The 25,286-nt window shown below is 67.0% G+C and carries 23 protein-coding genes; 7 read left to right on the top strand and 16 right to left on the bottom strand.

Features of this window, described 5'->3' with window-relative positions; translation table 11 throughout:
- Positions 1-923 precede the first annotated feature (923 nt).
- From ASE30_RS18040 to gpmA, 7 genes are all read right to left on the bottom strand, one after another.
- A complete protein-coding gene (locus ASE30_RS18040; protein WP_057285639.1) occupies positions 924-2,336 on the bottom strand; it encodes an FAD-binding oxidoreductase in 1,413 nt (470 codons plus the stop codon).
- On the bottom strand, positions 2,333-3,052 hold the full coding sequence (locus ASE30_RS18045) for a FadR/GntR family transcriptional regulator (RefSeq protein WP_057285640.1): 720 nt from the start codon (positions 3,050-3,052) through the stop codon (positions 2,333-2,335). Before ASE30_RS18045 ends, ASE30_RS18040 begins: the two co-directional genes overlap by 4 nt.
- 94 nt (positions 3,053-3,146) lie before the next feature.
- Complete coding sequence (locus tag ASE30_RS18050) at positions 3,147-4,337, bottom strand: diguanylate cyclase (protein WP_057285641.1); 1,191 nt, start codon at positions 4,335-4,337, stop codon at positions 3,147-3,149.
- Between the two features lie 104 nt (positions 4,338-4,441).
- Positions 4,442-5,200: a molybdopterin-synthase adenylyltransferase MoeB gene (locus ASE30_RS18055; protein WP_057285642.1), complete on the bottom strand. Its 759-nt coding sequence runs from the start codon at positions 5,198-5,200 to the stop codon at positions 4,442-4,444.
- Positions 5,197-6,642, bottom strand: coding sequence for a S41 family peptidase (locus ASE30_RS18060; protein WP_057285643.1), 1,446 nt, complete (start codon positions 6,640-6,642; stop codon positions 5,197-5,199). The genes ASE30_RS18055 and ASE30_RS18060 overlap by 4 nt, the downstream gene beginning before the upstream one ends.
- A gap of 65 nt (positions 6,643-6,707) precedes the next feature.
- Positions 6,708-8,297 carry a murein hydrolase activator EnvC gene (locus ASE30_RS18065; protein ID WP_057285644.1) on the bottom strand — a complete coding sequence of 530 codons (1,590 nt, stop codon included), beginning with the start codon at positions 8,295-8,297 and terminating at the stop codon, positions 6,708-6,710.
- Positions 8,298-8,304: 7 nt separating this feature from the next.
- Entirely contained in the window at positions 8,305-9,057 is a 753-nt protein-coding gene (gene gpmA / locus ASE30_RS18070; protein WP_057285645.1) for a 2,3-diphosphoglycerate-dependent phosphoglycerate mutase, read from the bottom strand.
- Between the two features lie 185 nt (positions 9,058-9,242).
- Here gpmA and ASE30_RS18075 point away from each other — a divergent pair, with 185 nt between their 5' ends.
- From ASE30_RS18075 to ASE30_RS18095, 5 genes are all read left to right on the top strand, one after another.
- Complete coding sequence (locus ASE30_RS18075; protein ID WP_057285646.1) at positions 9,243-9,665, top strand: rhodanese-like domain-containing protein; 423 nt, start codon at positions 9,243-9,245, stop codon at positions 9,663-9,665.
- 51 nt (positions 9,666-9,716) lie between these two features.
- Positions 9,717-9,974, top strand: a complete 258-nt coding sequence (gene grxC / locus ASE30_RS18080; RefSeq protein ID WP_057285647.1) for a glutaredoxin 3 — start codon at positions 9,717-9,719, stop codon at positions 9,972-9,974.
- A 37-nt stretch (positions 9,975-10,011) separates the two neighbouring features.
- Entirely contained in the window at positions 10,012-10,539 is a 528-nt protein-coding gene (secB, locus tag ASE30_RS18085; RefSeq protein WP_057285648.1) for a protein-export chaperone SecB, read from the top strand.
- 17 nt (positions 10,540-10,556) lie between these two features.
- The gene (locus ASE30_RS18090; protein ID WP_057285649.1) at positions 10,557-11,636 is read left to right on the top strand and encodes an NAD(P)H-dependent glycerol-3-phosphate dehydrogenase; all 1,080 of its coding nucleotides are present in this window, start codon (positions 10,557-10,559) and stop codon (positions 11,634-11,636) included.
- 64 nt (positions 11,637-11,700) lie between these two features.
- Entirely contained in the window at positions 11,701-12,693 is a 993-nt protein-coding gene (locus ASE30_RS18095; RefSeq protein ID WP_057285650.1) for a tripartite tricarboxylate transporter substrate binding protein, read from the top strand.
- 55 nt (positions 12,694-12,748) lie between these two features.
- On the opposite strand, the gene ASE30_RS18100 is transcribed toward ASE30_RS18095, so the two are convergent.
- Together ASE30_RS18100 and ASE30_RS18105 are read right to left on the bottom strand one after the other, a co-directional pair.
- Positions 12,749-13,219 carry a tRNA (cytidine(34)-2'-O)-methyltransferase gene (locus ASE30_RS18100; protein ID WP_057285651.1) on the bottom strand — a complete coding sequence of 157 codons (471 nt, stop codon included), beginning with the start codon at positions 13,217-13,219 and terminating at the stop codon, positions 12,749-12,751.
- Positions 13,220-13,336: 117 nt separating this feature from the next.
- The gene (locus ASE30_RS18105; protein WP_369819338.1) at positions 13,337-14,047 is read right to left on the bottom strand and encodes a ComF family protein; all 711 of its coding nucleotides are present in this window, start codon (positions 14,045-14,047) and stop codon (positions 13,337-13,339) included.
- Positions 14,048-14,137: 90 nt separating this feature from the next.
- On the opposite strand from ASE30_RS18105, the gene ASE30_RS18110 reads away from it, so the two are divergent.
- Positions 14,138-15,073, top strand: coding sequence for a methyltransferase domain-containing protein (locus ASE30_RS18110; protein ID WP_057285653.1), 936 nt, complete (start codon positions 14,138-14,140; stop codon positions 15,071-15,073).
- Between the two features lie 24 nt (positions 15,074-15,097).
- Here ASE30_RS18110 and ASE30_RS18115 read toward each other — a convergent pair whose 3' ends face one another.
- From ASE30_RS18115 to rsmB, 7 genes are all read right to left on the bottom strand, one after another.
- Positions 15,098-16,336: a YbdK family carboxylate-amine ligase gene (locus ASE30_RS18115; RefSeq protein ID WP_057285654.1), complete on the bottom strand. Its 1,239-nt coding sequence runs from the start codon at positions 16,334-16,336 to the stop codon at positions 15,098-15,100.
- 328 nt (positions 16,337-16,664) lie between these two features.
- Positions 16,665-18,134 (bottom strand): TrkH family potassium uptake protein, encoded by a 1,470-nt coding sequence (locus ASE30_RS18120; protein WP_057285655.1) that lies wholly within the window; start codon positions 18,132-18,134, stop codon positions 16,665-16,667.
- A gap of 52 nt (positions 18,135-18,186) precedes the next feature.
- Positions 18,187-19,566, bottom strand: coding sequence for a Trk system potassium transporter TrkA (gene trkA / locus ASE30_RS18125; protein WP_057285656.1), 1,380 nt, complete (start codon positions 19,564-19,566; stop codon positions 18,187-18,189).
- Entirely contained in the window at positions 19,563-20,255 is a 693-nt protein-coding gene (locus ASE30_RS18130; RefSeq protein WP_057285657.1) for a response regulator, read from the bottom strand. Before ASE30_RS18130 ends, trkA begins: the two co-directional genes overlap by 4 nt.
- Before the next feature lie 11 nt (positions 20,256-20,266).
- Positions 20,267-22,582, bottom strand: coding sequence for an ATP-binding protein (locus ASE30_RS18135; RefSeq protein ID WP_057285658.1), 2,316 nt, complete (start codon positions 22,580-22,582; stop codon positions 20,267-20,269).
- Positions 22,579-23,169: a DUF4390 domain-containing protein gene (locus ASE30_RS18140; RefSeq protein WP_082601628.1), complete on the bottom strand. Its 591-nt coding sequence runs from the start codon at positions 23,167-23,169 to the stop codon at positions 22,579-22,581. The genes ASE30_RS18135 and ASE30_RS18140 overlap by 4 nt, the downstream gene beginning before the upstream one ends.
- Before the next feature lie 39 nt (positions 23,170-23,208).
- The gene (rsmB, locus tag ASE30_RS18145; RefSeq protein ID WP_057285659.1) at positions 23,209-24,546 is read right to left on the bottom strand and encodes a 16S rRNA (cytosine(967)-C(5))-methyltransferase RsmB; all 1,338 of its coding nucleotides are present in this window, start codon (positions 24,544-24,546) and stop codon (positions 23,209-23,211) included.
- 94 nt (positions 24,547-24,640) lie between these two features.
- Between rsmB and ASE30_RS18150 the strand changes: the two genes are divergently transcribed.
- Complete coding sequence (locus tag ASE30_RS18150; RefSeq protein ID WP_057285660.1) at positions 24,641-25,273, top strand: LysE family translocator; 633 nt, start codon at positions 24,641-24,643, stop codon at positions 25,271-25,273.
- Positions 25,274-25,286 lie beyond the last annotated feature (13 nt).

Raw genomic sequence — 25,286 nt, forward strand, 5'->3', positions numbered from 1 at the left:
CCCCTGGTCGGCCGCGCGGGCGGCCTCGGGGGCTTTGGCGGTGTTTTGCGTCGCGATGATGACGCTTCGCGTGTGGCTGCGGAAGATCCGGGTTCTTACCCAAATCTACGCAGCCTCACGCGTCTCGCCATCGGTGCCGCTACACATGGATCAGACCTCGTCACGAGGTGCCTGACACCTGAGCCGCCACTAATCATCACTTGAACCCCGGCGCCCGATGGGCGGCGCGCGCGAGAGAATTTGCAGGAGCAAGCGGCTCGCCATCGCGCGCCGCCCATCACCGCCCCTCCCCAACGGCGAGCACCCTTAGCAAACCGCCCACCGCATTCGCGAAAGCGAACACCCCCTCGACGCCCCAATGCCATATGCCGATTGCTGCCGCCCGCGCGGCTGCAATCGGCGTCCCCGCAGATTTCATTCCCTGACCACAGCTCTTGTAGCGCAACAAACCAAGAACCTCGTAGCCCGGCGGCGCGGGCGCCGTGGTTGCGAGCAACCTCGATGCGCCCGAGGGAATCCGAAGGGAAGGCCGAAGGCCTGGACGAGGATGACGACGGGGNCGTAGCCCGGCGGCGCGGGCGCCGTGGTTGCGAGCAACCTCGATGCGCCCGAGGGAATCCGAAGGGAAGGCCGAAGGCCTGGACGAGGATGACGACGGGGGGGCCCGCCTAGGGCAGTCCGGAGCGAACGCTCCGGACCGCAATCGTGGGCGCTCGCAGCCACGGCGACCGCGCCGCGGGGCGACCTACGAAGATCTTGTGCGACAAAGAAAGATCCGGTGCTACCTACAAAGACCGGGCGCACCTACGAAGACCGGGTGCAACTACAAAGACCTGCCGCTACCTACAAAGATCTTCGACAAGCCCCTCCAAAAATCCAAACCCCAAGAAAAGCCCACGAACACCGAACGAAACCCAGCCCCCTTAAAGCAGCTTCCCCGGATTCATAATCCCCGCAGGATCCATCACCTTCTTGATCTCCCGCATCAACCGCAACTCCACAGCATCCTTGCTATGCAAGAAATGCTCCCGCTTCAACTGCCCGATTCCATGTTCCGCGGAAATACTCCCGCCATAGCGATTCACCTCATCCAGCACGGCATCCGTGATCGCCGCCCCATGCTCCGACACCCAGGTGCGCTCGGCTCCCGCCGGCCGCGACAGGTTGTAGTGCAGGTTGCCGTCACCAAAGTGGCCGAAGATGAAGGGGCGGACGTCCGGGTACAGGGCGCGTACGCGGGCTTCGGCCGACACCATGAAATCGGGAATGCGTTCGATGGGCAGCGAAACATCGTGCTTCAGATGCGGACCATCGGCGCGTTGCGCCTCGGAGATTTCTTCGCGCAGCTTCCACAGCGTCTGCAATTGCGCGAGCGACGCCGATACCGCGGCGTCCAGGCACAGGCCACGTTCCAGTGCCGTGCCGATCACGTTTTCCAGCAGCGTGTTCAGCCCGGCTTCGTCCGCCGTATCGGCCAGTTCCACCAGCACGTAGGCGGGATAGCGCTGGTCGAACGGTTCCTGCACGCCTTCGGCATGCGTCAGCACCAGTTCCAGGCAGTCGCCGGAAAAATATTCGAACGCCTGCAGGCGCGCGCCGCATTGCTCGAACAGGATCTCGAAAAGCTGCAAGGCCTGGGCGGGGGATTCCACGGCGGCCAGGACCACCGAGCGCACGTCGGTACGCGGAAACAAGCGCAAGGCCACCGCGGTGATCACGCCCAGCGTGCCTTCGGAGCCGATGAGCAATTGCTTCAGGTCGTAGCCCGTGTTGTCTTTGCGCAGGGTGCGCAGGCCGTGGAAGATCTCGCCCGTCGGCAAGACCGCTTCAAGACCCAGCACCAGTTCGCGCGCCATGCCGTAGCGCACCACGTTCACGCCGCCGGCATTCGTCGCCACGTTGCCGCCGATCTGGCTGGAGTCTTCCGCGGCCAGGCTGAGGGGCAGCAGGCGTCCCGCGTCCTGTGCCGCGCGGCGCAGATTTCCCAGGATGGCGCCGGCTTCGGCCACCATGGTGTTGGCCACGGTATCGATCGAGCGGACCGCGTTCATGCGGTCCAGGCTGAGCACCACGTTGCCGGCGCCGCCGTCCGGGGTGGCGCCGCCACATAAGCCGGTGTTGCCGCCGCGCGGCACGACCGGCACGCCGGCCGCCTGGCAAAGCGCCAGGCAAGTAGCGACTTCGGCGGTCGTGCGTGGGCGCACCACCGCCTGAGCCTGGCCGTTGTACAGGCCGCGCCAGTCGGACAGCCACGGGGCGATATCCGCCTGGGCGGTGAAGACGGTGTCGGGGCCCAGGGCTTGGACCAGGCGTTGGGGAAAGTCGGATGCGCTCATGATGTTTGCTTTGCGGCGGGAAAGAGTGGATCGAGTTGCAGGCGGTGGGCCGCCTGCCGCAGGTGAAGGATGGCGGCAAGCCGTGCGCCTTCGGGATCGCGCGCGCGGATGGCCTCGAACACGGCCACGTGCTCGCGGTGGACGGCGGCGGTCAGCCCCTCTTGCAGGCGGCTGTTGGACCGGGCGGTGCTGACCGCCAGGCGCAGTTGCAGGTTCAGGTACTGCAGCAGATCCTGGTAATAGCGGTTGTGCGTGGCGGCCGCGATGGCGACGTGAAAAGCGATGTCGTGCTCGACGCCCTGCTCCGGATGCTCCAGGTGGGCTTCCAGGGCCGCCAGCGCCTGTTCCATTGCGTGCAGATCGGCGGCGTTGCCGCGGACCGCCGCAAGGGCGGCCGCGCCGCCTTCAAGTTCCATCCGCAATTCGTAGACACTGGCCAATTGTTCGCGGTTCACGGCGATGCCGGAAGACACCTGGAAGCCTTGCACCCCCGTGCGCGAGACGACCGTGCTGCCGGAGCCTTGGCGGCTCTGGATCAGTCCCTGCGCCCGCAGGCGTTCGGTGACTTCACGGATCACGGCGGCGCTGACGCCGTATTTTTCCGCCAGAATGCGCCCCGGGGGGAGTTTGGCGCCGACGGCGTGGACGCCATCGGCGATCTCCCCGGCGATCCGCCGGGCGACCTGCTCGGTAAGGGTTAGGCTCTTGGTCAACATGCGCCGATTATAAGCAGACTTTTCAGGTTATCTGATAACTTTCGGCGAATTGCCCCCCGGATTGGGTGCTGCGACAGGGAACGCTATGCGGCCCTCAGGCCGCGACGGAGGCGCCGCCGGGCAGCGGTTCGCCCTCGGGCTGGGCTACCACGTCGACAACGCAGCGCCGGCCGCCTTGCGCCTTGGCACGGTACAGGGCGGCGTCCGCCGAGTTCAACGCCGCCTGGGGCGTTCGATTGGCGCCCGACATGATCGAAATGCCGATGGACAGACCCACGCTGACACGCGTGCCGTCCGCCAGCGTAATGGGCTGCGAGGCGTCGCGAAGCAGGTGTTCGCCCAAGCGCAAGGCGGCGGTGGCATCGATGCCGGTCACCAGCACAATGAATTCGTCGCCGCCGATCCGGGCGGCCACATCATCCACCCGCAGCATGGCGCGCATGCGCTCGGCAATGGTCTTGAGCACATGGTCCCCTCCGGCGTGGCCGTGGGTGTCGTTGATCCGCTTGAAGTCGTCCATGTCCATGTACAGCAGCGCGGCGGCGCTGTCGTGGCCACGCTCGCTGCTGCACACCCGCTCCAGCGCCGCTTGCAGTCCCGTGCGGTTCGCCAGGCCGGTCAGCGCGTCCTCGCTGGCCCGCCGGTCGCTGTCCCGTTCGGCCAGCATGGTGGACACCAGGATGCGGTTGAGCCGGTGTGAAGCAATGCTCATGCTGATCAGGTAGAAAGGAATCTGGATGAACACGATGGCCGTCACGTATTCGCCGGTGAACAGCGCGCCCAGGCACATCGGCCCCATGCTCAGGAAGATCATGACCCCGACCAGCCGGGGCGCGCCGTAATTGCGAAAGCAGATGCCCCCGGCCATGGCGCCGCATGACACCCCCGCCAGCGTCGCCGCCAGCCAATCGCCGTTGATGAAGGTGATGAAGACGCCGTAGCCCACGCTGAACGCCCACAGCAGCGCCAGCAGGATATAGAAGTCGGTATGGGTGTTGCCGCCTGTGCGCGCGGCGCTCAGAGCCCTGCGCAGGACCGTCACCCGGACGATGGCCAGCACCAGTTCCAGGATCAGCCATGAGACATACAGCGGTTCCGGACGGCGCCAGGTCACCACGCCGGCGATCATCAAGGTGTTGATGACCCCGCCCGCAAAGATGGGGAGCGTACCGAACAGACTGGCGATCAGCGCCGCGCGGATATCCTCGGGCGTGTCTTGCCCGCAATGCGTCAGCCAACGCGTCAGCCGCCATTTGGGCAAGCTGAACTTAAGTCCTATATCCACGCCGTCACGTCCATGGCCCTCTACCCGATTTCAGTAGGCTGGCTGGCGTTATAGCAGGTATTTGAAACCTTTAGTATTGTCCTTGGGGGCAATACGGCCGGGGATCACCCGTGGCCGCGATGGCCGCACACCGCGCATTCGGGGTCGCGCTGCACATTCACGCTGCGCCATTGCATGGTGCGCACGTCCAGCCACAGCAAGCGGCCGGACAAGCTTTCGCCCACGCCCGAGAGCAGTTTCAGGGCTTCGGCGGCCTGCATGCTGCCGATGATGCCGACCACCGGCGCGAAGACGCCCATGGTGGCGCAATTGGCTTCCTCGACCTCGTCGGCCTCGGGAAACAGGCAGTGGTAGCAAGGCGCGTTGTCGTCGCGCAGGTCGTACACGCTGACCTGGCCGTCGAAGCGGATCGCCGCCCCGGACACGAGGGGCTTGCGATGCTGGACGCAAGCGCGGTTGATGGCGTGCCGCGTCGTGAAATTGTCGGTGCAGTCGAGCACCACGTCCGCCTGCGCAACGGCGTCGGACAGGGCCTGGCTCTTCAGCCGTTCGACGCGCGCATGGACCCGGGTCTGGGGATTGAACGCGGCCAGCATGTCGCGCCCGGATTCGGCCTTGGGGCGGCCGACGCTGGCGGTCGTGTGCAGGATCTGGCGTTGCAGGTTGCTGAGTTCCACGACGTCGTCGTCGGCCAGCGTGATGTCGCCCACGCCGGCGGTCGCCAGGTAAAGCGCGGCGGGCGACCCTAGGCCTCCCGCCCCTACGATGAGCACACGCGCCGCCAGCAGTTTTTCCTGCCCTTCGATCCCGATTTCGTCCAGCAGGATGTGGCGGGCGTAGCGCAGCAGTTGCTCGTCGTTCATTTGTCCTTGCTGGGCTCGACTCCGGTCGGCGTGATCTTGATGCGCTGCGGCGTTCCGCCGCCGGCCTTGGCGTCGGCCTTGGCCTGGGCGCGGGCGGAGCCCTTCTGCACCGGTTTGCCGGCCAGCAGGTTCAGGGCCTGCTGAAGCTGGAAGTCATCTTTGCCGCCGAATTCAAACACCTTGGCCGGCAGATCGGGGGCGTCCTGATCGGCGCTGGACTTCACTTCGTTGGCGGTCTGCTGGTTGGACAGGTGGCGTTGCAGGTCGGCTTCGCGGGGCAGGCGGAACAGATCGCCTTCCGCCGTATCCGCAACCACGTAATCGGGTTCGATGCCGGTAGCCTGGATGGAACGGCCGCTGGGCGTGAAATAGCGCGACGTGGTGAGTTTGACCGCGGTGGTTTCGGACAGCGGCAGGATGACCTGCACCGAGCCCTTGCCGAACGTGCGGTTGCCCAGCACCTTGGCGCGCTTGTGATCCTGCAGCGCGCCGGCCACGATCTCGGACGCCGAAGCCGAACCCACGTTGACCAGCACGACCATCGGGACGGTCTTGGTCCAGGCCGGCAGGCCCGACAGGTAGTTGCTTTCGCCGCGGGCGTATTCGGAAGGCGTGGCCATGTACTTGTGGCGGGCGTCCGGCGTGCGGCCGTCCGTGGACACCACCAGGGCGTCAGGCGGCAGGAACGCGCCGGACACGCCAATGGCGCTGGTCAGCAGGCCGCCCGGATCGTTGCGCAGGTCCAGCACCAGGCCCTTGGGCGGTTCTTTCGCGCCCAGTTCCTTCAGTTGACGGGCCAGGTCGGCGCCGGTCTTTTCCTGGAATTGGGCGACGCGCACGTAGGCGATGCCGTTGTCCAGCATCTTGCTGCGCACGCTGCGCACCTTGATGATGTCGCGAACGATCTTCAGCACGATCGGCTGCGGACGGTCGGCGCGCATGATGGTCAGCGTGATCGGCGACTTGGGCGCGCCGCGCATGAGCTTGACGGCGTCGTTCAGCGTCATGCCCTTGGTGGGCGTGTCGTCGATCTTGATGATGAGGTCGCCAGCCATCACGCCGGCGCGCGCGGCGGGCGTGTCTTCGATGGGCGAGATCACCTTTACGAAGCCGTCTTCCGCGCCGACCTCGATGCCCAGGCCGCCGAACTCGCCTTGGGTCGCGGTCTGCATTTCGCGGAACGCATCGGCATCCAGATAGGCGGAGTGGGGATCCAGGTTCGACACCATGCCGGAGATGGCATTGTCGATCAGGGTCTTGTCGTCGACGGCCTCGACGTAGTTGTTCTTGATGGCGGCAAATACATTGCTCAGTTGCCTGAGCTCGTCCAGAGGCAGGGGGCTGCCGCGCTGGGCGACCGCAGTCACGCCCACGCTTAACAACACACCAGCCACCGCACCGATGGCAATCAGACCGAAACCGCGAAACTTACGAGTGCCCATGCACACTTCCCGAATTATTTGCCAACGATGTATTTGCCAACGATGCTTTTGCCATCGATGTCAATCTACTGGGCCAGCCACTGGGCTGGGTCCACAGGAGCGCCACGATGGCGAATTTCAAAGTATAGGCCGGATTCCACTTGGCCGCCGGTTGCCCCTACCGTAGCGATAGTATCGCCACCCGTCACCGAATCTCCCACCCTTTTGAGCAGGCTTTGGTTGTAAGCATAGACGGTGAGGTATTGCTGCCCATGATCCACAATGATGAGATTGCCGAAACCGCGTAGCCAATCGGCGTAGACCACCGTGCCGGGGGCCACCACCTTGACGGGCGTTCCCTCGGCCGCGCGCAGCACCACGCCTCGCCATACGCCGCCGTCCGGGCGGTCCACCCCGAAGCGGCCCTGCACCTGGCCGCGCACCGGCATCGTCAGCCCATGGCGCAGGCCGTTGCCCCCGCCGACCGGCGCCGCGCGGGCGGTCTGCTGGGCCGGCGCGCCGCGGGTTGGAGTGGTGGACTCGTCCGTGGGTTCCGTCTTTTTGGGCGGATCCGCGGGTTTTACAGGAGGAGGCGTCTCGGCGGGACCGGTCACGCGGGTCTGCCGCTGGTCAGCCGGACGCAATCCGGCGGCGTCCGGGTCGGCCACGGCCACGGGGCCGCGCCCCTGGCGGGCGGCCGCCTCGACCTGTTCGCGCGCCTGGGCGGCTTCCTGGGCCTCGCGGGTGTCGCGGTCGCGGCGGGCGCTGTCCGCGGCGACCTTGCGGTCAGCCTCGGCCTTCCTGCGGGCCTCGTCGGCCCGGCGCTCGGCCTCGGCGCGCTTCTTGGCCTCTTCGGCCGCGCGCCGCGCTTCCTCGGCCCGGCGGGCTTCTTCGGCTTTCTTGCGCGCCTCTTCCGCCTTGCGGGCCTCTTCGATCTGCTTGGCGATGGCCGCATCCAGATCCGTGATCAGGCGCGACAGGCGCTGGTCGTCGCGCCCGAGCTTGTTGGCCTCGGCGCGCTGGGCTGCGATCTGCCCTTCAAGCTGGGCCAGCAGCGTGGCTCGCTCTTTCTGCTGCCCGACCAGCGCGGTCTTCTGTTCGGAGGTTTCGGCGACGACTTGTTCGATCTCGGCGCGCCGGGCGTCGGCACGGCCCTGCAGGGCAGCCAGGCGGTCGATATCCGTCCGCAGCGCCTGCACGGCGCTGGCCCGGGCTTGGGACACGTAATCCAGGTAGCCCAGGTTGCGGCCCAGCACCTGGGGATCGTCGCCCGACAGAAGCGCCGTCCAGGGCGACAGGCCGCTGGTGTATTGGGTGCGGAGCTGGTCGGCCAGTTCGACGCGGCGCTTGGCCAGCACGGCCTCTTGCGCGCCGATCTGTTTTTCCAGGCTGGCCAGGTCCGCCTGCGCCTGGCGGTTGGCATCGGCCAGTTCCTTCAGGCGCAGGTTGATCTTGGAGATGGACGATTCCGACTGCTTGAGCGCATCGGCCGCTTCCTTGCGGGCGGCCTCGCGGCCATCGATGTCCTTTTGCAGCGTCTCGATGCGGTCGCGCAAGGCGGCCTGCTGCTTTTCGGCGTCGGACTGGCGCCCGGCAAGGTCATTGGGCGCGGCGCGAGCCGACAACGCCCCACTGGCCAACATGACCGCCAACAACAACCCTGCCGTGCGACGCATAGAGATATCAGTCCTTCTTGGCCTTGCCCTGGGCTGCCACCGCAGCCATGGCCGCCTCGATCTCGGCGGCATCGCCCAGATAATAGTGGCGGATGGGGCGCAGGTCATCATCCAATTCGTAGACCAGGGGCTGGCCGGTCGGAATATTCAGGTTGACGATGTCGTCATCCGACACATTGTCCAGATGCTTGATCAGCGCGCGCAGGCTGTTGCCGTGAGCGGCGACCAGCACCTTGCGGCCCGAGCGGATGGCCGGGGCGATGGATTCGTTCCAGAACGGCAGCACGCGGGCCACGGTGTCCTTCAGGCACTCGGTGGCGGGCAACTGATCGGCGGGGATCTTGGCGTAGCGGCTGTCAAAGCGGGGGTGGCGCTCGTCGTCCAGCGACAGCGGCTCCGGGGCGATGGCGTAGGCACGGCGCCAGACCAGCACCTGCTCGTCGCCATACTTGGCGGCGGTTTCGGCCTTGTTCAGGCCCTGCAGGGCGCCGTAGTGGCGTTCGTTCAGGCGCCAGGTCACGCCCACGGGGGTGTACATGGCGTCCATGGCGTCCAGGGCGATCCACAGGGTGCGGATGGCGCGCTTGAGCACCGACGAGTAGGCCAGATCGAAGGTATAGCCTTCTTTCTTGAGCAATTCGCCGGCCTTGAAGGCCTGTTCGCGGCCGGTTTCGGTCAGGTCGACGTCGGTCCAGCCGGTGAAGCGGTTTTCCAGATTCCACTGGCTTTCGCCGTGGCGCATCAGAACGAGTTTATGCATGGTTTGGCACGCTTGCGGCGCGGGTTAAAGTTAGAGGATGGTTAAAGAATGCGCTCATTTTATAATTGACTGATTTTGCCCTTGATTTTGCCCCGGCGCACCCGTCCACTTCCCGGACGCGGCGCATCAGGGTTCGCCCATACCAGGCTAGTCGACGCACTAGTCGACGCACTACAGGATGCCCCGTGGATCTTCTGCAATTCTTGCTCGATAAAAACAACATCTTCATTGTCGCCGTTACGGTGGTTTCCGGCGTCATGCTGGCCATTCCCGCCTTGCGCAAGGGCCGGACCGGATCGGCCGTCAGCACGACCGAAGCCATCCAGATGGTCAACCAGCGCAATGCCGTCTGGGTCGACGTGCGCCCCGTCGAGCAATTCCAGGCCGGCCACATCGCCCAGGCGCGCAACGTGCCGGCGGCCGATCTGGAACAGAAGGCCAGTTCCTTGCCCAAGAACAAGCCGCTGGTCGTCGTTTGCGACAATGGCCGTGATTCGGCACGCGCCGCCGCCAAGCTGCGCGCCCAGGGCTTCGCGGACGTCGTGCCGCTGGACGGCGGCATGCGCGCCTGGTCGGCCGCCAGCCTGCCGGTAACCCAGAAGGGTTGAACCCGGGGGCCGCGCCCCCATCTACCTATTCTCGTACCCTCAGGAGCGCCTATGAACAAAGTAGTCATGTACAGCAAGGACTATTGTCCCTATTGCGCGCGCGCCAAGGCTTTGCTGGAGCAGCGCGGCGTGGCCGACCTGGAGATCATCCAGATCGACCGGGAACCGTCCCAGCGCGATGTCATGATCGAACGCACCGGTCGGCGCACCGTGCCTCAAATCTTCATCGGCGATACCCATGTCGGCGGTTGCGACGACCTGATGGCCCTGGACCGCTCGGGTGGCCTTGCCCCCCTGCTGAACGGCTAATCGCCCCTTTTTGCCTCTCCCTCCAACGGAAACACTCATGGCTGATCAAGACCAAAACACCCAGCAAGAAGGCGGCAACGACGCGCCCTCGTTCAATCTGCAACGCGTCTACCTGAAAGACCTTTCGCTGGAAATGCCGAACGCGCCGCACATTTTCCTGGAGCAGGAAGCGCCCCAGGTCGAAGTGAGCATCACCGTGGGCGGCCAGCGCCTGGCCGAAACCGTGTTCGAAACCACGGTCACCGTCACCGTCACCACGCGCATCAACGACAAGGTCGTGTACCTGGTCGAAGGCACGCAAGCCGGTATCTTCGAAGCCTCGAACATCCCCGAGGAACAGCTCGATCCGCTGCTGGGCATTGTCTGCCCCACGATGCTCTACCCGTACCTGCGCGCCAACATCGCCGATGCGATCACCCGCACCTCGATGCCGCCGCTGCACCTGACCGAAGTGAACTTCCAGGCCCTGTACGAGCAGCGCATTGCCGAACTGCAACAGCAGCAAAGCGGCGCCAACGGCAGCGACTCGGGCATCATCCTGCCGCCCGGCGCCACCCGCCAGTAAGCACGCCGCGGCGCCCCATGAACCAACCCGCTCAGCCGCGCTTGCGCGTCGCCGTCCTGGGTGCGGGCAGTTGGGGCACCGCGCTGGCGGCGGCCGCCAGCCGCCGCCACCCCACCCAGCTCTGGGCGCGCGACGCCACGCAGGCGGCCGACATGGCCGCCACACACCAGAACGCGCGCTACCTCCCCGGGGTTTCCTTGCCCCCGGCGCTGCACATCTCCTCCGATCTCGACGCCACGCTGCGCGGCCTGCAGGACGACGGCGCCCGCCGCCTGATCGTGCTGGGCGTGCCGGTCGCCGGGCTGACCGCCATTTGCAGCGACCTGTCGCGCCGGCTTCCCGCGCTCGGATTGCAGGACACTCCTATCGTCTGGACGTGCAAGGGCTTCGAAGCCGACACGGCCAGGCTGCCCCATGAAATCATGCGCGAGGCCCTGCCCGGCGCAACCGGCGGCGCCCTGTCGGGCCCGTCGTTCGCACGCGAAGTCGCTCAGGGCCTGCCCGTGGCGCTGACCGTCGCCAGCAGCAGCCCCGCCTTGCGCGAAGCCACCACCGCCGCTTTCCACGGCGCGGCGCTGCGCGTCTACGCCAGCACCGATCTGGTCGGCGTGGAGGTGGGCGGCGCGCTGAAGAACGTCATCGCCGTCGCCTGCGGCATCTGCGACGGACTCGCGCTGGGCACCAATGCCCGCGCCGCGCTGATCACGCGCGGACTGGCCGAAATGACCCGTTTTGGCGTGGCGCTGGGCGCGCAGCCCGAGACCTTCGCCGGCCTGACCGGCCTGGGCGACCTGGTGCTCACCGCCACCGGCGAACTGTCGCGCAACCGGCGCGTCGGCCTGGAAATTGGCGCCGGCCGCAAACTTGCGGACATCCTGGCCAGCGGCATCACCGCCGAGGGCGTGCGCTGCGCCCGCGCCGCGCTGGAACGCGCCCGCGCCATCAATGTCGAACTGCCGATCACCGAGGCCGTGTGCGCCGTGCTGTTCGAAGGCGTGGCGCCCATGACGGCGGTATCCGCCCTGCTGGCCCGCGACGCCCGCTACGAACGCTCCGATTCGGACGACCCGCCGGGCGACCCGTCCGGCGCCGCCTAGGCCGGACGTCCTGGCCCTTCAACGACAACAAGACACCACACACTACCCCGAGGAGACATCCTGCATGATGCAAACCCGCAAATTCCGGGTCGGCCCGCTGCTGCGCGGCCTGTGCCTGAGCCTGGCCGCCGTCCTGCCTGCCGCCGCCCAGGCGGATTGGCCCGACCGCCCGATCCATATGGTCGTGCCCTTCCCGCCCGGTTCGTCTCCCGACATCCTCGCGCGCACCATCTCCGAGCCGCTGTCCCAGGCGCTGGGCCAGCCCATCGTGATCGACAACAAGCCGGGCGCGGGCGGCAATATCGGCACGCGCATGGTGTCGCAGGCCAAGCCCGACGGCTATACGCTGCTCTATACGATCAATGGCCCGCTGGTCACCGCCCCCACGCTATATAAGAAGACACTGGGCTACAACCCGCTGACCGATCTGGATCCGGTCTCCCTGGTGGGCACCAGTCCCAACGTGCTGGTCGTGCCGGGCAGCCTGCAGACGGACAACCTCCAGGACTTCGTCAAACTGGTGAAAGGCCGCGGCAACGCGCTGAACTACGGTTCGGTCGGCCCCGGCAGCTCGGCCCACCTGGCAATGGAGATGTTCAAGGAAAGCGCCGGCATCGACCTGGCTCACATCCCCTATTCCGGATTTCCGCAGGTCATCACCGCCATCATCGGCGGCGACGTCCAGGCCGGCTTCATGGTGCCTGCCATCGCCGTGCCCCAGGCACGCGACGGCAAGGTGAAACTGCTGGCCGTGACCAGCCTGCAACCCAGCGACGCGCTGCCTGGCGTCCCCACCATGGCCTCGCAAGGCTACCCGGACTTCGAGGCCATTTCCTGGAACGCGGTGCTGGTGCCGGCCGGTACGCCCACGCCCATCGTCGAACGGCTCAATAGCGAACTGGCCCGCGTCATCGGCAGCGAGGCGGTCCGCAAGCAGCTTGCGCTGCAGTACTTCACGCCCGCCCCGTCCACGCCCGAAGCCCTGACCGCGCGTATCAAGAACGAAAAGGCGCGCTGGGATCAGGTGATCGAAAAGCTCAAGCTGTCATTGGATTGAGCGCCCGGGCGCCGGCTTGCCGGCGCCTGTAACGAGCCAGCTCCCCGCCCCGCGGCTATGAACCGCCTTCGTAGCCTTGCTGCCGCCAGGCTTCGAACACCGTGACCGCCACGGCATTCGACAGGTTCAGGCTGCGCTGACCGGCCCGCATCGGCAGCCGCAGCCGCTGCTGCGGCGCGAACATCGCCTGATGTTCCTCCGACAGGCCGGCCGTTTCGCGGCCGAACACAAAGACGTCGCCCGGCTTGAAGCTGATGTCGGCCACGCTGCGCTGCGCCTGGGTGGTCAGCGCGTAGATACTGGATGGCGCCGCGCCGGTATCCGCCAGCGCTTCTTCCAGGGTGTCATGCACACGCACCGGCTGCCATTCGTGATAGTCCAGCCCCGCCCGCCGCATGCGGGCGTCATCCAGCTCGAAGCCCAAGGGACGCACCAGGTGCAATTGCGCCCCCGTATTGGCGCACAACCGGATGGCGTTGCCGGTATTGGGAGGGATCTCCGGGCAGACGAGGATGACGTGGAACATGGCGGGTAGAAAGATGAAGTGGGCCGCGGCCGGAAAGCGGCCGCAAGGGTGTGATTGTCGCCGATTTGCCGTGCCCGGCCGCGTAGGCCGCCCCGTGGACCGCCCCACCCTGGCGGCTCAGGGCGTACGCGCGGCCACCAGCACTGTCACGCTGGACGCGCCGGCCTTCAGAAGCGCATGGGCCGCGGCGTTGACGGTACTGCCCGTGGTCATGACGTCATCCACCACGGCCACATGCCGGCCCCGCACCCGTCCCGTACACAGGAACAGGCCGGCCGCGCCCCGCTGCCGGGCGCCCCTGCCCAGCGTGGCCTGCCGGGGGGTCTCGCGCCGCCGGGCCAGCGCGTGGCTGGGCACGGGCAGGGCCAGCTCCGCCGCCAGGCCGCGGGCGATCTCGGCCGCCGGATTCATGCCTCGCTGGCGCAGGGACGCCCGACTGGCCGGAACGGGGACCAGCAGGATTCCAGCGGGCAGGGGCGCGTCGGCGCGGACCGCCGCGGCCATGAGCCGCGCCAGCACCGGCGCCATGCTGAGCCGAAGCTGTGTCTTGAGCATCAGGATCAGGGCGTCGGCCGGCGGTTCATAGTCGAACGCCGCCACCGTGCGGGAAAAGGCGCGGGGTTCGCCCAGGCAGGCGGCGCAGTGGCTTGCACCCGCCGGCGGCCGCAAGCCGCACCGGGGACATCGCGGCGGCGCGCCGGTTGGGGCGGCCGTGACGTCGGCCTGGCAGCCCGGGCAGAGGCGCGCGCCCGCCACCCTGGCGCCGCATAGCGGGCAATCGCAGCCTACGCGCGACAGCAGCCGTCGCCCCATGTCCAGTAGGGGCAATCGGCCCCTGGGACCCGGATGCGCAATAATGTGTGCCATCCCTCATCAAACCATGTTCCGCCCCGGCGCTACCCCGCGGGCGCGACCGAAATGTCCCTGCCAGAATCCGCAACGCTTCCCTCCCTGCCCATCGTCAGCGCCGACGTGCCCCGGCAGTTCGCCCGCCGCGGCGACCTGTCCGACGCCCAGTTCCTCTATGGCGAGGTGGCGCGCCGCATGCTGGGGCGCCTGCAGTACATCCGCGTGCAACCGCAGGCCATGCTGGATGCGGGCTGCGGCGCGGGCGACAACCTGCCCCTGCTGCGCGAACGCTATCCCGAGGCCGCCTACACGGGCCTGGACAATTGCGAGCCGCTTTTGGAACAGGCCCGCAGGCGCCATGCGCTCGCCGGCCTCTCGGCCTGGATCGGCAAGCTGGCCCGCCGTGGCCCGGCGGCCCCGGCCTTCATCAACGCCGACCTGGCCCAAACCGGCCTGGCGCCCGAATCGCTGGAGCTGGTCTGGTCGAACCTGGCCATGCACTGGCACCGCGCGCCGCACGCCGTGCTGGCGGAATGGCGCCGCATCCTGAAAGTGGGCGGGCTGGCGATGTTCTCCTGTCTGGGGCCGGCCACGCTGCGCGAACTGCGTCAGGCGCTGACCGACGCAGGCCTGCGCACCGCCACGCCATCCTTCGTGGACATGCATGACTTCGGCGATCTGCTGGTGGAGAACGGGTTCGCGGACCCGGTCATGGACCAGGAGCTCCTGACCTTGACCTACCGTAGCCCGGAAAAGCTGCTGGAAGACGTGCGCGCGCTGGGGGGCAACCCCGCCGAAGGCCGCCGCGGCGGCCTGGTTGGACGGGACTGGCGCGCACGGCTATGTGCCGCGCTGGAAGCGCAGCGCCGGCCCGACGGCCTTATTGGATTGAGTATCGAAGTGGCCTATGGCCACGCCTGGCGCGCCGCCGCGCATCGCACGGGGGCCGGAGAGACCCGCTTGTCCATCAGCGCGATCGGCGGCAGGCACCGCGGAGACTCCTGAGCAGGAGCTCCGCGCTGGGCAGGCTTAGTGCAGGCGTTCCGGCACGGTGACGCCGGGTTCGGACGCCGACAGGGCCTGCATGGGTTCGGACGTGGCGCGGCTCCGGCGGCGCAGCACGGCCGTGGGCTCGGCGGGGGCGGCGGCAGGCGCCGATTCGCCGCGCCAGGCATTCGACATGGCTTCCACCACCAGCGGCAGATCGCGCAGCCGATGGTACTGGCTGCGCAACCAGCGCGAATCGTTGCCGCTGCGCATGGCCTCGTCGCGCAGGGCGGCGATCATGTCACCCGTGCCCAGTTCTTCGGCCACCGGCATCAGGCGCTGGAACACGGCGCGCAGATGGTCGATCAAGCGCAGGCGCTGCCCGTCCGGCGTCACATAGCTGCCCTGCAGCCCGAAGCGGCAGGCCTGGAAGTGATTGCTGCGGTAAGACAGCCAGGCGTTGTCGTTGGGGTCGTCCTCGCGCATCAGCAGAACGGCCAGGGCCTGGGCAAACGCGGCGATCTGGCAGGCGCGTTCCACCGTGAGCGGCGTGTCGCAGACCCGGATTTCGACCGTGCCGAACTCCGGCTTGGGGCGGATATCCCAGTAGAGGTCCTTGATGCTCTCTGCCAGGCCATAGGCCCGAAGCTGGGCCAGGTGGGCTTCGAACTGGTACCAGTCCTTGACCTCGGGCGGCATGTGGCCGGCCAGCGGGAAACTGTTGACCGCGTTCAGGCGCGAGCACGAAAACAGCGTATCCACACCCTCGCAATACGGCGACGACGCCGACAGCGCGATGAAATGCGGCACATAGGGCGACAGGCGGCGCAGCAGCTTGATGGAGTCGTCGCCGCTTTTCACGCCCAGGTGGATGTGCTGGCCAAACACCGTAAATTGACGCGCCAGGTAACCGTACATTTCGGCCAGGTACTGGAAGCGCGGGGTATCCGAGATGGAGCGCTCTTGCCAGCGCATGAAGGGGTGGGCGCCACCGCCCGCGACAGACACGCCAACGGCATCGGCCGCCTCGACCAGAGCGTCGCGCATTTCGCGCATTTCGGCCAGCAGGCCCATGGGGTGCTCGTGCACCGAGGAGTTCAGTTCGATCATGGACCGCGTGATTTCGGGTTTGACGCGGTCGGCTATGGGGTGGTTGGCCATCTGGGCCAACAGTTCGTCGGAGGCTGCGGTAAGGTCAAAACTGCGCGGGTCGATCAGTTGCAGCTCGAGTTCGATGCCCAGGGTGTTGGGGGCCGACGAAATGAACGGGATCTGTTCCATCTCGGACTCCTTTTGAATGTTTGGATGAGGGTACGCGCCGTTCGACCTTGAAGCCCGGCAACCTCCCGGGGGGCACTAGACGGCGACTTGTGAACGCATGATAGCCGCAGCTTTGTGGCAAAAAGAATGAAAATCGTGACATTTGTGTGCAACATCGCGAAGCATCCGGTTTTTCCCTCTGAGAGAACGTGAGCGAGCGCTTACAACATAGAAACGACGCGGGCTGCCGGCCCGCGGCGTCCGCGAAGCCAGACAGAGAGGGGGTTTCAGATGGGGGCGGGAGAACCCTTATCAGGGTTTACCCCAGTAAAAAATCGGCCAGGGCGGCCTATTTGCGCCAGAAGATCGGCGTGAACAACACCAGCACGGTCAGCAGCTCCAGGCGGCCTATCAGCATCGCGAAGGTGCATACCCAGATCTGGAAATCGGACAGCACGGCGAAGTTGCCCATGGGGCCTACCGGCCCCAGCCCGGGACCGGTGTTGTTGATGCTGGCGAACACGGCGGAGAAGGCCGTGATGGGGTCCAGCCCCGACAGCAGCAGCAGGCTGGTGAACACCGCGATCGACAGCCCGTAGAACAGCATGAAGGCGAGCACGGACGACATCGTCCGGGTTTCCACCGCGCGGCCGTTGATCCGGACAGGGCTGACCGCGTGCGGGTGCAGCATGGTCACCAGCTCATTGCGGGCCTGCTTGACCAGCAGGATCGCGCGGATCATCTTGATCCCGCCCCCGGTCGACCCCGCCGACGTGGCGAAGCCGGACAACAGCAGCATCGTCAGCGGCGCGAACAGCGGCCACTGCGCGAAGTCGGTGTTGGCGTAGCCCGTGGTGGTGGCCATGGAAATGGTGTTGAACATGCCGTAGCGCAGCGCTTCGAGGGGCTCGGCATAGACGCCCTTCAGGTACAGGAACACCGAAATGACCAGCCCGACCCCCAACACCACGGCCAGGTAAGGGATGGCTTCCGGGCAGCGCAGATAGGCGCGCGGGCTGCGCTGCCGGAACGCGTTGAAGTGGGTGGCGAAGTTGATGCCCGCGATCAGCATGAACACCATGGCCACCATTTCCACCGCCACCGAGTCGAAATGCGCAAACCCGTCGTCCCAGGTGGAAAACCCGCCAAGGCCCATGGTGGTGGCCATGTGGCACCAGGCCTCGAACCAGGACAGCCCGGCTGCCCGGTAGGCCAGAAAGCACAGGATCGAAAACACGAAATACACCGCGTACAGGGCCTTGGCCGTGCTGGCGATGCGGGGCGTCAGCCGTTCGTCCTTCATGGGCCCGGGGGTCTCGGCCCGCACCACCTGGTGCCCGCCGACCCCGAGCAGGGGCAGAATCGCCACGGCCAGCACCAGGATGCCCATGCCGCCGATCCAGATCAGCGTCGCGCGCCACAGGTTGATCGACGCGGGCAAGGCGTCCAGGTTGGTCAGCACGGTGGCCCCGGTGGTCGTCAGCCCCGACATGGCCTCGAAGTACGCGCCCGTGAACGACAGCGGCAGCCCCGCGCCATGGAAATAGAGCAGCAGCGGGATCGCCGCCAGCAAAGGCAGGCCGGCCCACACCGCCGACACCAGCACGAAGCCGTCGCGCGCCCGCAGTTCGCTGCGGTTGCGGCGGGTCAGCGCGGCCAGGCCGCCGCCGATGCCCACCGAGATCAGAAAGCCGTTCAGGAAGGCCTCGCGCGCCGCATCGCCGCCCACATACGCGACCAGCAGCGGAATCAGCATGGTGAGGGCGAACATCACCATGGTGAGGCCCAGGATGTAAAGGGTGGCCAGGATGCGCTTCATGGGGCTTATCCGGCCGCGCGGGGCCCGCGAGACGGTGAGGGGCGGCCGCGCATCAGAAGAACGACGCCGAGACTTGGAACAGCTTTTCCACGCGCGGCATCTGCCGGCGCGAGGGCACGAAGACGATCACGTGGTCATCGGTCTCGATCACGGTGTCGGCGTCCGGCAGGATGATTTCTTCGCCGCGCACCAGCGCCCCGATGCTGGCGCCCTTGGGCAGGCTGATCTGCCCCACCGCGCGCCCCACCACCTTGGAGGTGGAGCGGTCGCCGTGGGCGATGGCTTCGAGCGCCTCGGCGACGCCCTGGCGCAGCCGGTGGACGGCGGCCACGTCGCCGCGGCGCACGTGGCGCAGCAGTTCGCTCATGGTGGCCTGCGACGGCGACACGGCGATATCGATATGGCTGCCCTGCATCAGTTCGCCATAGGCCTGGCGGTTGATCAGCGCGATCACCTTGCGGGCGCCCAGGCGCTTGGCCAGCAGCGAGGACATGATGTTGTCCTCGTCGTCGCTGGTCAGGGCCAGCCAGGTGTCCATGTCCTCGATGTTCTCGCGTTCCAGCAGGGCTTCGTCGGTGCCGCTGCCATGCAGGACCAGCACGCTGTCGGGAAGCTGGGTCGCCAGGTACTCGCAGCGCTTCAGGTCGTGTTCGATGATGCGGACGCTGTATTTTTCTTCGGCGAGCTGGCGCGCCAGGCGCAGGCCGATATTGCCGCCACCCGCGATCATCACGCGGCGCACGGCCCGTTCGGCGTCGCGCAACTGCCGCACCGCGCGGCGGGCGTGGTCCGAATCGACCACCAGCACGACCTCGTCGCCCGGGGCTATGACGGTGCCGCTGCCGGCTCGCAGGGGCCGGCCGCCGCGCAGCACGTCGATCACGCGCGCTTTCACGTCGGGCCAGACATCGCGCAGCTTGTCGACGGGCGAATGCGCCATCGGGCTGCCATGCCCCACCCTGACGGTCACGACGCAAACGCGCCCTTCGGCGAATTCCACCACCTGCAAGGCTTCGGGAAACTCGATCAGGCTGTGCAGGTAGGTCGTGACGCTGCGTTCGGGGCTGATCAGCGCGTCGATGCAGAAACCGTCTTCGCTCATGAGTTCCGGATGTTCGGGGAACTCGGCGGAGCGGATCCGGGCGATGCGCCGGGGAATGTTGAACAACTGGCGCGCGATCTTGCAGGCGACCATGTTGGCCGTGTCGGAGGCCGCACAGGCGATGAAGAGGTCGGTGTCGGCCGCGCCCGCGTTTTCGAGCACGGACACCTGCGAGCCGTCGCCAAGGACGACACGCAGGTCGAAGTGTTCTTGCAGATACTGAAGCTGGGCGGGGTCGGAATCGATGACCGTGATGTCGTTTTGCTCGGACACCAGGTTCTCCGCCACGCTGGTGCCTACGCGACCAGCGCCCATGATCAGGATCTTCATGTGCTGCGCTTGCGCGCCGACTCGATGCCCAATTGCTTGAGCTTGCGGTAGAGGTGGGTGCGTTCCAGCCCGGTCCGTTCGGACACGCGCGTCATGCTGTGGCTTTCCCTGACCAGGTGGTATTCGAAATAGATGCGCTCGAATTCGTCGCGCGCTTCCCGCAGCGGCTGGTCGAGCGAGATGCTGCCCAGCTGGCCGTTGGAGGCCACCGGGGCATCGCCGACGGGCGCCGCGGCTTGCACGGGAGGATCCAGCTCGTCTTCCAGGGCCACCACCGGGCTGATCGCGGCCGGGTGCGCGGCGGCCGGCGCCGGATGCGGAGCCCGCCCTCGTGCCAATCCCGCGGCGACGGTCTTCAGCAGACGTTGCAGCGTGATGGGTTTTTCCAGGAAATCCATGGCGCCGATGCGCGTGGCCTCGACCGCCGTATCGATGGTGGCGTGGCCGCTCATCATGATCACCGGCATGTCGAGCAGACCTTGCGATCCCCATTCCTTCAGCAGGCTGACGCCATCGGTGTCGGGCATCCAGATGTCCAGCAACACCAGATCGGGCCGCATGCGAAGGCGCGCGGCGCGCGCTTGCGCCGCATTTTCGGCCAGTTCGACCGTGTGTCCTTCGTCGTAAAGGATTTCCGACAAAAGCTCGCGTATACCGACTTCGTCGTCAACCACCAGAATTCTGGCCATAAAGCATCCACCTATTGCGTAGCCGCATTATCCTTTTCTTGCGCGGTCGCGTCCATAGTGTCGGACCCGGGAGCCAGCCGGGTCAACAAGATGGAAATCCGCGCGCCCCCTTCCTTGCGGTTTGCAAGGTCGATACGTCCGCCATGCTCTTCCACAATCTTGCGGACGATTGCCAATCCTAACCCAGTCCCGTGGGACTTGGTGGTTACGTAGGGCTCGAACGCGCGCTGCATGACCTGGGGCGGAAAGCCCGGCCCGGTGTCCGCAACCGTGAACCGCAGGGCCTGATGCTCCGCGCGATCGGGCTGCTCGCTGCGCATGAGCTGGGTCGTCACGCTGACGCGCCCCTGCCCGCCCAGCTCCGCGATCGCGTCGCGGGCGTTGGACAGCAGGTTGTGTATCACCTGCCGCAACTGGGTCGGGTCGCCTTCGATGTCGGGCAGGTCGGCCCCCAGGCTCACGTCCAGATTCAAGGCTTTTTCGGTCAGGCGCGGCGAGCCGCCGTCGGGTTCCCAGCCATACAGCGAGAGCACGTCCGCCACCAGGGCGTTGAAATCGATGCGCTGCATGACGGCCGGCGGCGTACGCGCATACTCGCGGAAGTCGTCCACCATCTGCTTCAACGACGCCACCTGATTGACGATGGTGTTGGTGGAGCGCTCGACGATCTGGGCCTCGGCCGGCGGCAGCTTGCCTTCCAGCTTCATGGCCAGGCGTTCGGCGGAGAGCTGGATCGGGGTCAGCGGGTTCTTGATCTCGTGGGCCAGGCGGCGCGCCACCTCGCCCCAGGCCACCGTCCGGTTGGCCGAGATCACTTCGGTGATGTCGTCGAACACCACCAGGTAGCCGTTGCCGCGCCCGTCCACCCGCAGATGGGTGCCGCGCGCCAGCAGCGTGAGCGGCTGCGGCGCGATGAGCCCATCGCCTTGGACCGGGCCGATCTCGAACTGCTGCTGCCAGTGCTGGCGTTCAGAGCCGACCGCCGCGTGGGTGGAAAAGGCCTGCCGCACGATATTGGCGAACTCCAGCATCCCGTCCACGGTCTCGAGCGGACGGCCGATGACCGAGCGCAGGTCCGCCCCAAGGATGGTCTGGGCGCCCTGGTTGACGGTGGTGACGCGGAACGACTCGTCGAACACCAGCACCCCGGAGGACAAGTTGGAGAGCACGCTTTCCAGGTAGACGTTGGAGCGTTCCAGCTGCTGGCGATTGCTTTCGACCATGCGCCGCGCCTCGTCGAGCTGGCGCGTCATGGCATTGAACGAGCGGGTGAGCTGGCCCACTTCGTCGCGCTCGGGGGGTTCGGGCAGCGGCCGGTAGTCGCCCACGCCCACGGCCTGCGTGCCGCCCGCCAGGCTGAGCAGCGGACGCACCAGACGCTTGGACAGCGACAGCGCCACCGCGATGGCCCCGAAGGCGGCCAGCAGCAGGGCCAGCGTCAGGGTGATGCCATAGAGCTTGCGCAGGCCCAGCCGCGACAGCGCCAGTTCCTGGTAGTCGCGAAAGCCCTGCTGCACGAGGTTGGCGTTGTGCGCGATCTGCTCGGGCACCGGCTGCAGCAACTGCAGCCAACGGGGCTCCGAGGCCGGCCCCAGCAGATTGTCGTACCGGTCCGGCCCGTTGAGCGGAATCACCACGCGCAGGTGCAGGCCGCCTTCGGCGCCCGCCGTCACGGGATCATCGGCCTCGGCCGCGGAATATCCGCGCGACAACCGCAACTGGTTCATGACGGTGGAAGGGGGCATGGCGGGCAGAAGCTGGCCGTATTGGCTGGTCGAAAACGCCACCATGCGGCCGCTGCCGGTGAACACCATGGCTTCCTGCACGCCATTGGCCTCGCGCAGGCGCGTCAGGGCAAGCATCACGCCGCTGTCGGTGCTGCGATTGAGCTCCATGGCCATGGACCGCGCGCGCACGTCCAGGTCCGCCAGCAGCGAATCGAGCGCGGCGCGGCCCAGGTTCAAGCCGGCTTCGAGGGCCGTGTCCACGCGCACGTTGAACCAGGATTCGATCGACCGCGACATGAACTGCACCGACACGGTGTAGATCAGCGCGCCGGGCACCACGCCGATCAGCGCGAACGCAAGCGAAAAGCGCGCGGTCAGCCTGGCGCCGAACTGCCGGCGGCGAATCTGCCGGGCCAGCCGCACCGTCAACGCCACCACCCAGATGAAGAGCGCCAGCGCAAAAATGCCGTTCAGAACCAGCAGCGTGTCGTAATAGCGGGCAAAGCGCGAGGCGTTTCCGGTGGACCATGCCAACAGGCCCAGCAGCGCCAGGCCGCTCACGGCGCCAACCATCAGGGCCAGCCGAAGCAAGAGCCTCATTTGGGATTCTTCTCCTTGTCGCCAAGCCTGAACGAGAAGTCCATCCACGGGGTGCCCTGCGCCCAGGAACTGCTGTTCAAGGCATTGACCTGGAACGGCCGGGGCAGCAGCGAGGTGTCCAGGCGCAGGCGCAATTGCCCGCCGTAAACCACCCCTTCGTCGAAATCGGCCGCATCCGCCACCCGCCAATTGCGGATATGGCGGATCACGCTCATGGCGTCATCCAGCGAGGCTACCGGGAAAGACAGTTCACCCACGCCGGCGCGCCACTGGCGAGTCAGCGCGTTGTACACCACGCGCCAGGTCCGGGACGTGTCCACCAGGGATGCATCGAACCAGTACCAACGTTCGCGGGTAATGGTCAGGTCGGCGGTGAAATACAGCGGCACACCGCGTTGGGCGGCGTCCCGCAACTGCTGATTCAGTTCAAATTCGATGTCCGCGTCGATTTCGAGATTGCCCTCGCGAATCACCGGCTCCACCCTGGCGACCCGGGGTTCGGACGCATGAGCTGCGCCACCCGGCGCTATGGAAACCAAGGCAGATACCAGCAACAACCCAAGAATTAAGCGCGAAATAATGGACATACGGCACCGGAACTACGTCATGCCCCTATTCTTGGCGATTCAGGACTGCTTGGCAAACAAGGCGTAGAAAAACCCGTCGTGTTGCGCCGCGGGTGTTGCATCGACCGCAACTGGCAGCAATTGACCGGGTGCATCCAGCCGTGTCGCCTCGGGGTGGCGCTGCAGGAATTCCAGGGCCTGGCGCGCGCCTTCGATCGGGAAAACCGAGCAGGTCACATAGAGCAGGCGGCCGCCGGGTGCCACCGTCGACCACAGCGAATCAAGAATCCGGGCCTGCAAGGTGGCCGTGCGGCGCACGTCGTTTTCCCGGCGCAGCCAGCGGATGTCCGGATGCCGGCGCACGATGCCCGAGGCCGTGCAGGGCACGTCCGCCAGCACTGCGTCGAAGGGCTTGCCGTCCCACCAGGCGTCCAGGTCGGCGGCGTCGGCCGCTTTCATCTGGACGCGCTTGCTTGCCAGCCCCAGACGCTCCAGGTTCTGCTCCACGCGGACCAGCCGGTCGGCATCGGCGTCCAGCGCCAGCAGGTCGATATCGGCCAGTTCCAGCAGATGCGCCGTCTTGCCGCCCGGCGCCGAGCAGGCGTCCAGGACCCGCATGCCGTCGGCGGGCGCCAGCAGCTCGGCCGCCAATTGCGCGCCCGCGTCCTGGACCGACCACCAGCCTTCGGCGAAGCCGGGCAATTGCATCACGGGTTTGGGCGTGCCGAGCACCACGCCGGCCTGGCCCACGGGTTCGGCCGCCAGGCCCGCGTCCTGAAACGCGGCCAGCACCTGCTCGCGGCTGGCGCGCCGGCGGTTGACGCGCAGGGTCAGCGGCGCCGGCAGGTTGGCCGAGGCCAGGATCTCGCGCCATTGCTGCGGATAGGCCACGGTCAGTTGCTTGACCCACCAGCCGGGATGGTTCCATTGCGCCTCGGGGCTGTCGGCCACCGCGGCCTCCAGCGCCGCGCGCTCGCGCAGGAAACGGCGCAGGCAGGCGTTGAGCATGCCCTTGAAGGACGCCAGGCTGCGCGTATTGGACGCCGCCGTCACTGCCTGATCCACCACCGTGTGCGGCGCGTATACGGGCATGCCCGGCAAGGCCGCGGCGGCGTCGCCTTCTTCCTTCAGCAGGGTCAGCGACACCAGCAGCAGGGATTCGAAGAGGACGCTCGGGTAACGCTGCACCAGCTCGCGGCCCACGGCGTCGGCCCAGCCCAGGTAGCGCATCGCGTGGAACGACACGGCCTGGGTGGCGGGGCGCAGGGCGGATTCGACATCGGTCAAGGCGTCCGTCAGGGAACGGCCATCCAGCACGCCCTCGACCACCCCCGCGCTGGAAAGAAGAACGGAGGAAAGCGGAGGGGCCAGATGGGGGGAGTCGGAACGCGTGGACATGGTGCGAAATCAAAGGATAAGACCGCTATGGTAGCCGGACCTGGACGAACGGCGGCGGCCACGGCAAACTGGCCGCCTGCCACGGAGTGCCGTCATGACCCTTGCCACGCTGCTGCTCTTCATCCTGGCCTCGGCCGTGACGATCATCACGCCCGGCCCCACGGTCCTGCTCGCCATGAGCAACGGCTCGCGCCACGGCGTACGGGCAGCCTGCTGGGGCATGGGCGGGGCGGTGCTGGCGGACCTGATCCTCATCGGCGCGGTGGCCTCCGGCCTGGGCGTGGTGCTGGCGGCCTCCGAAATCGCCTTCCAGATCATCAAGTGGGCAGGCGCCGCCTACCTGGCGTGGCTGGGCTGGAAGATGTTGCGCTCCGACGCCGCGCTGGTGCTGCCGTCCGCGCAGCCCGGCGCCGCCCGGCCGAAGGGGCCGGCCCTGGGGCTGCGCAGCTTCGTCGTCGCCCTGACCAACCCGAAGGCGCTGCTCTTCATGTCCGCCTTCCTGCCGCAGTTCATCAACCCCGCCGCGCCGCTGCCGGCGCAGTACGCCATTCTGGCCGGCGTCATGGCGCTGATGAATGTCGCGGTGATGCTGGCCTACGCGGCGCTGGGCGCGCAGATGGTGCGCGCATTTCAGGCCGGGGGCCTGCGCTGGCTGAACCGCGTCTGCGGCGGATTGCTGATCGGGCTCGCGGGTACGCTGGCGCTGTACCGCCGCGCGGGGCCCTGAGCGGCAAGGCGCC

It is taken from the genome of Achromobacter sp. Root83 (genome assembly GCF_001428845.1).
In the GTDB taxonomy this organism is placed as follows: Bacteria; Pseudomonadota; Gammaproteobacteria; order Burkholderiales; family Burkholderiaceae_B; genus Achromobacter.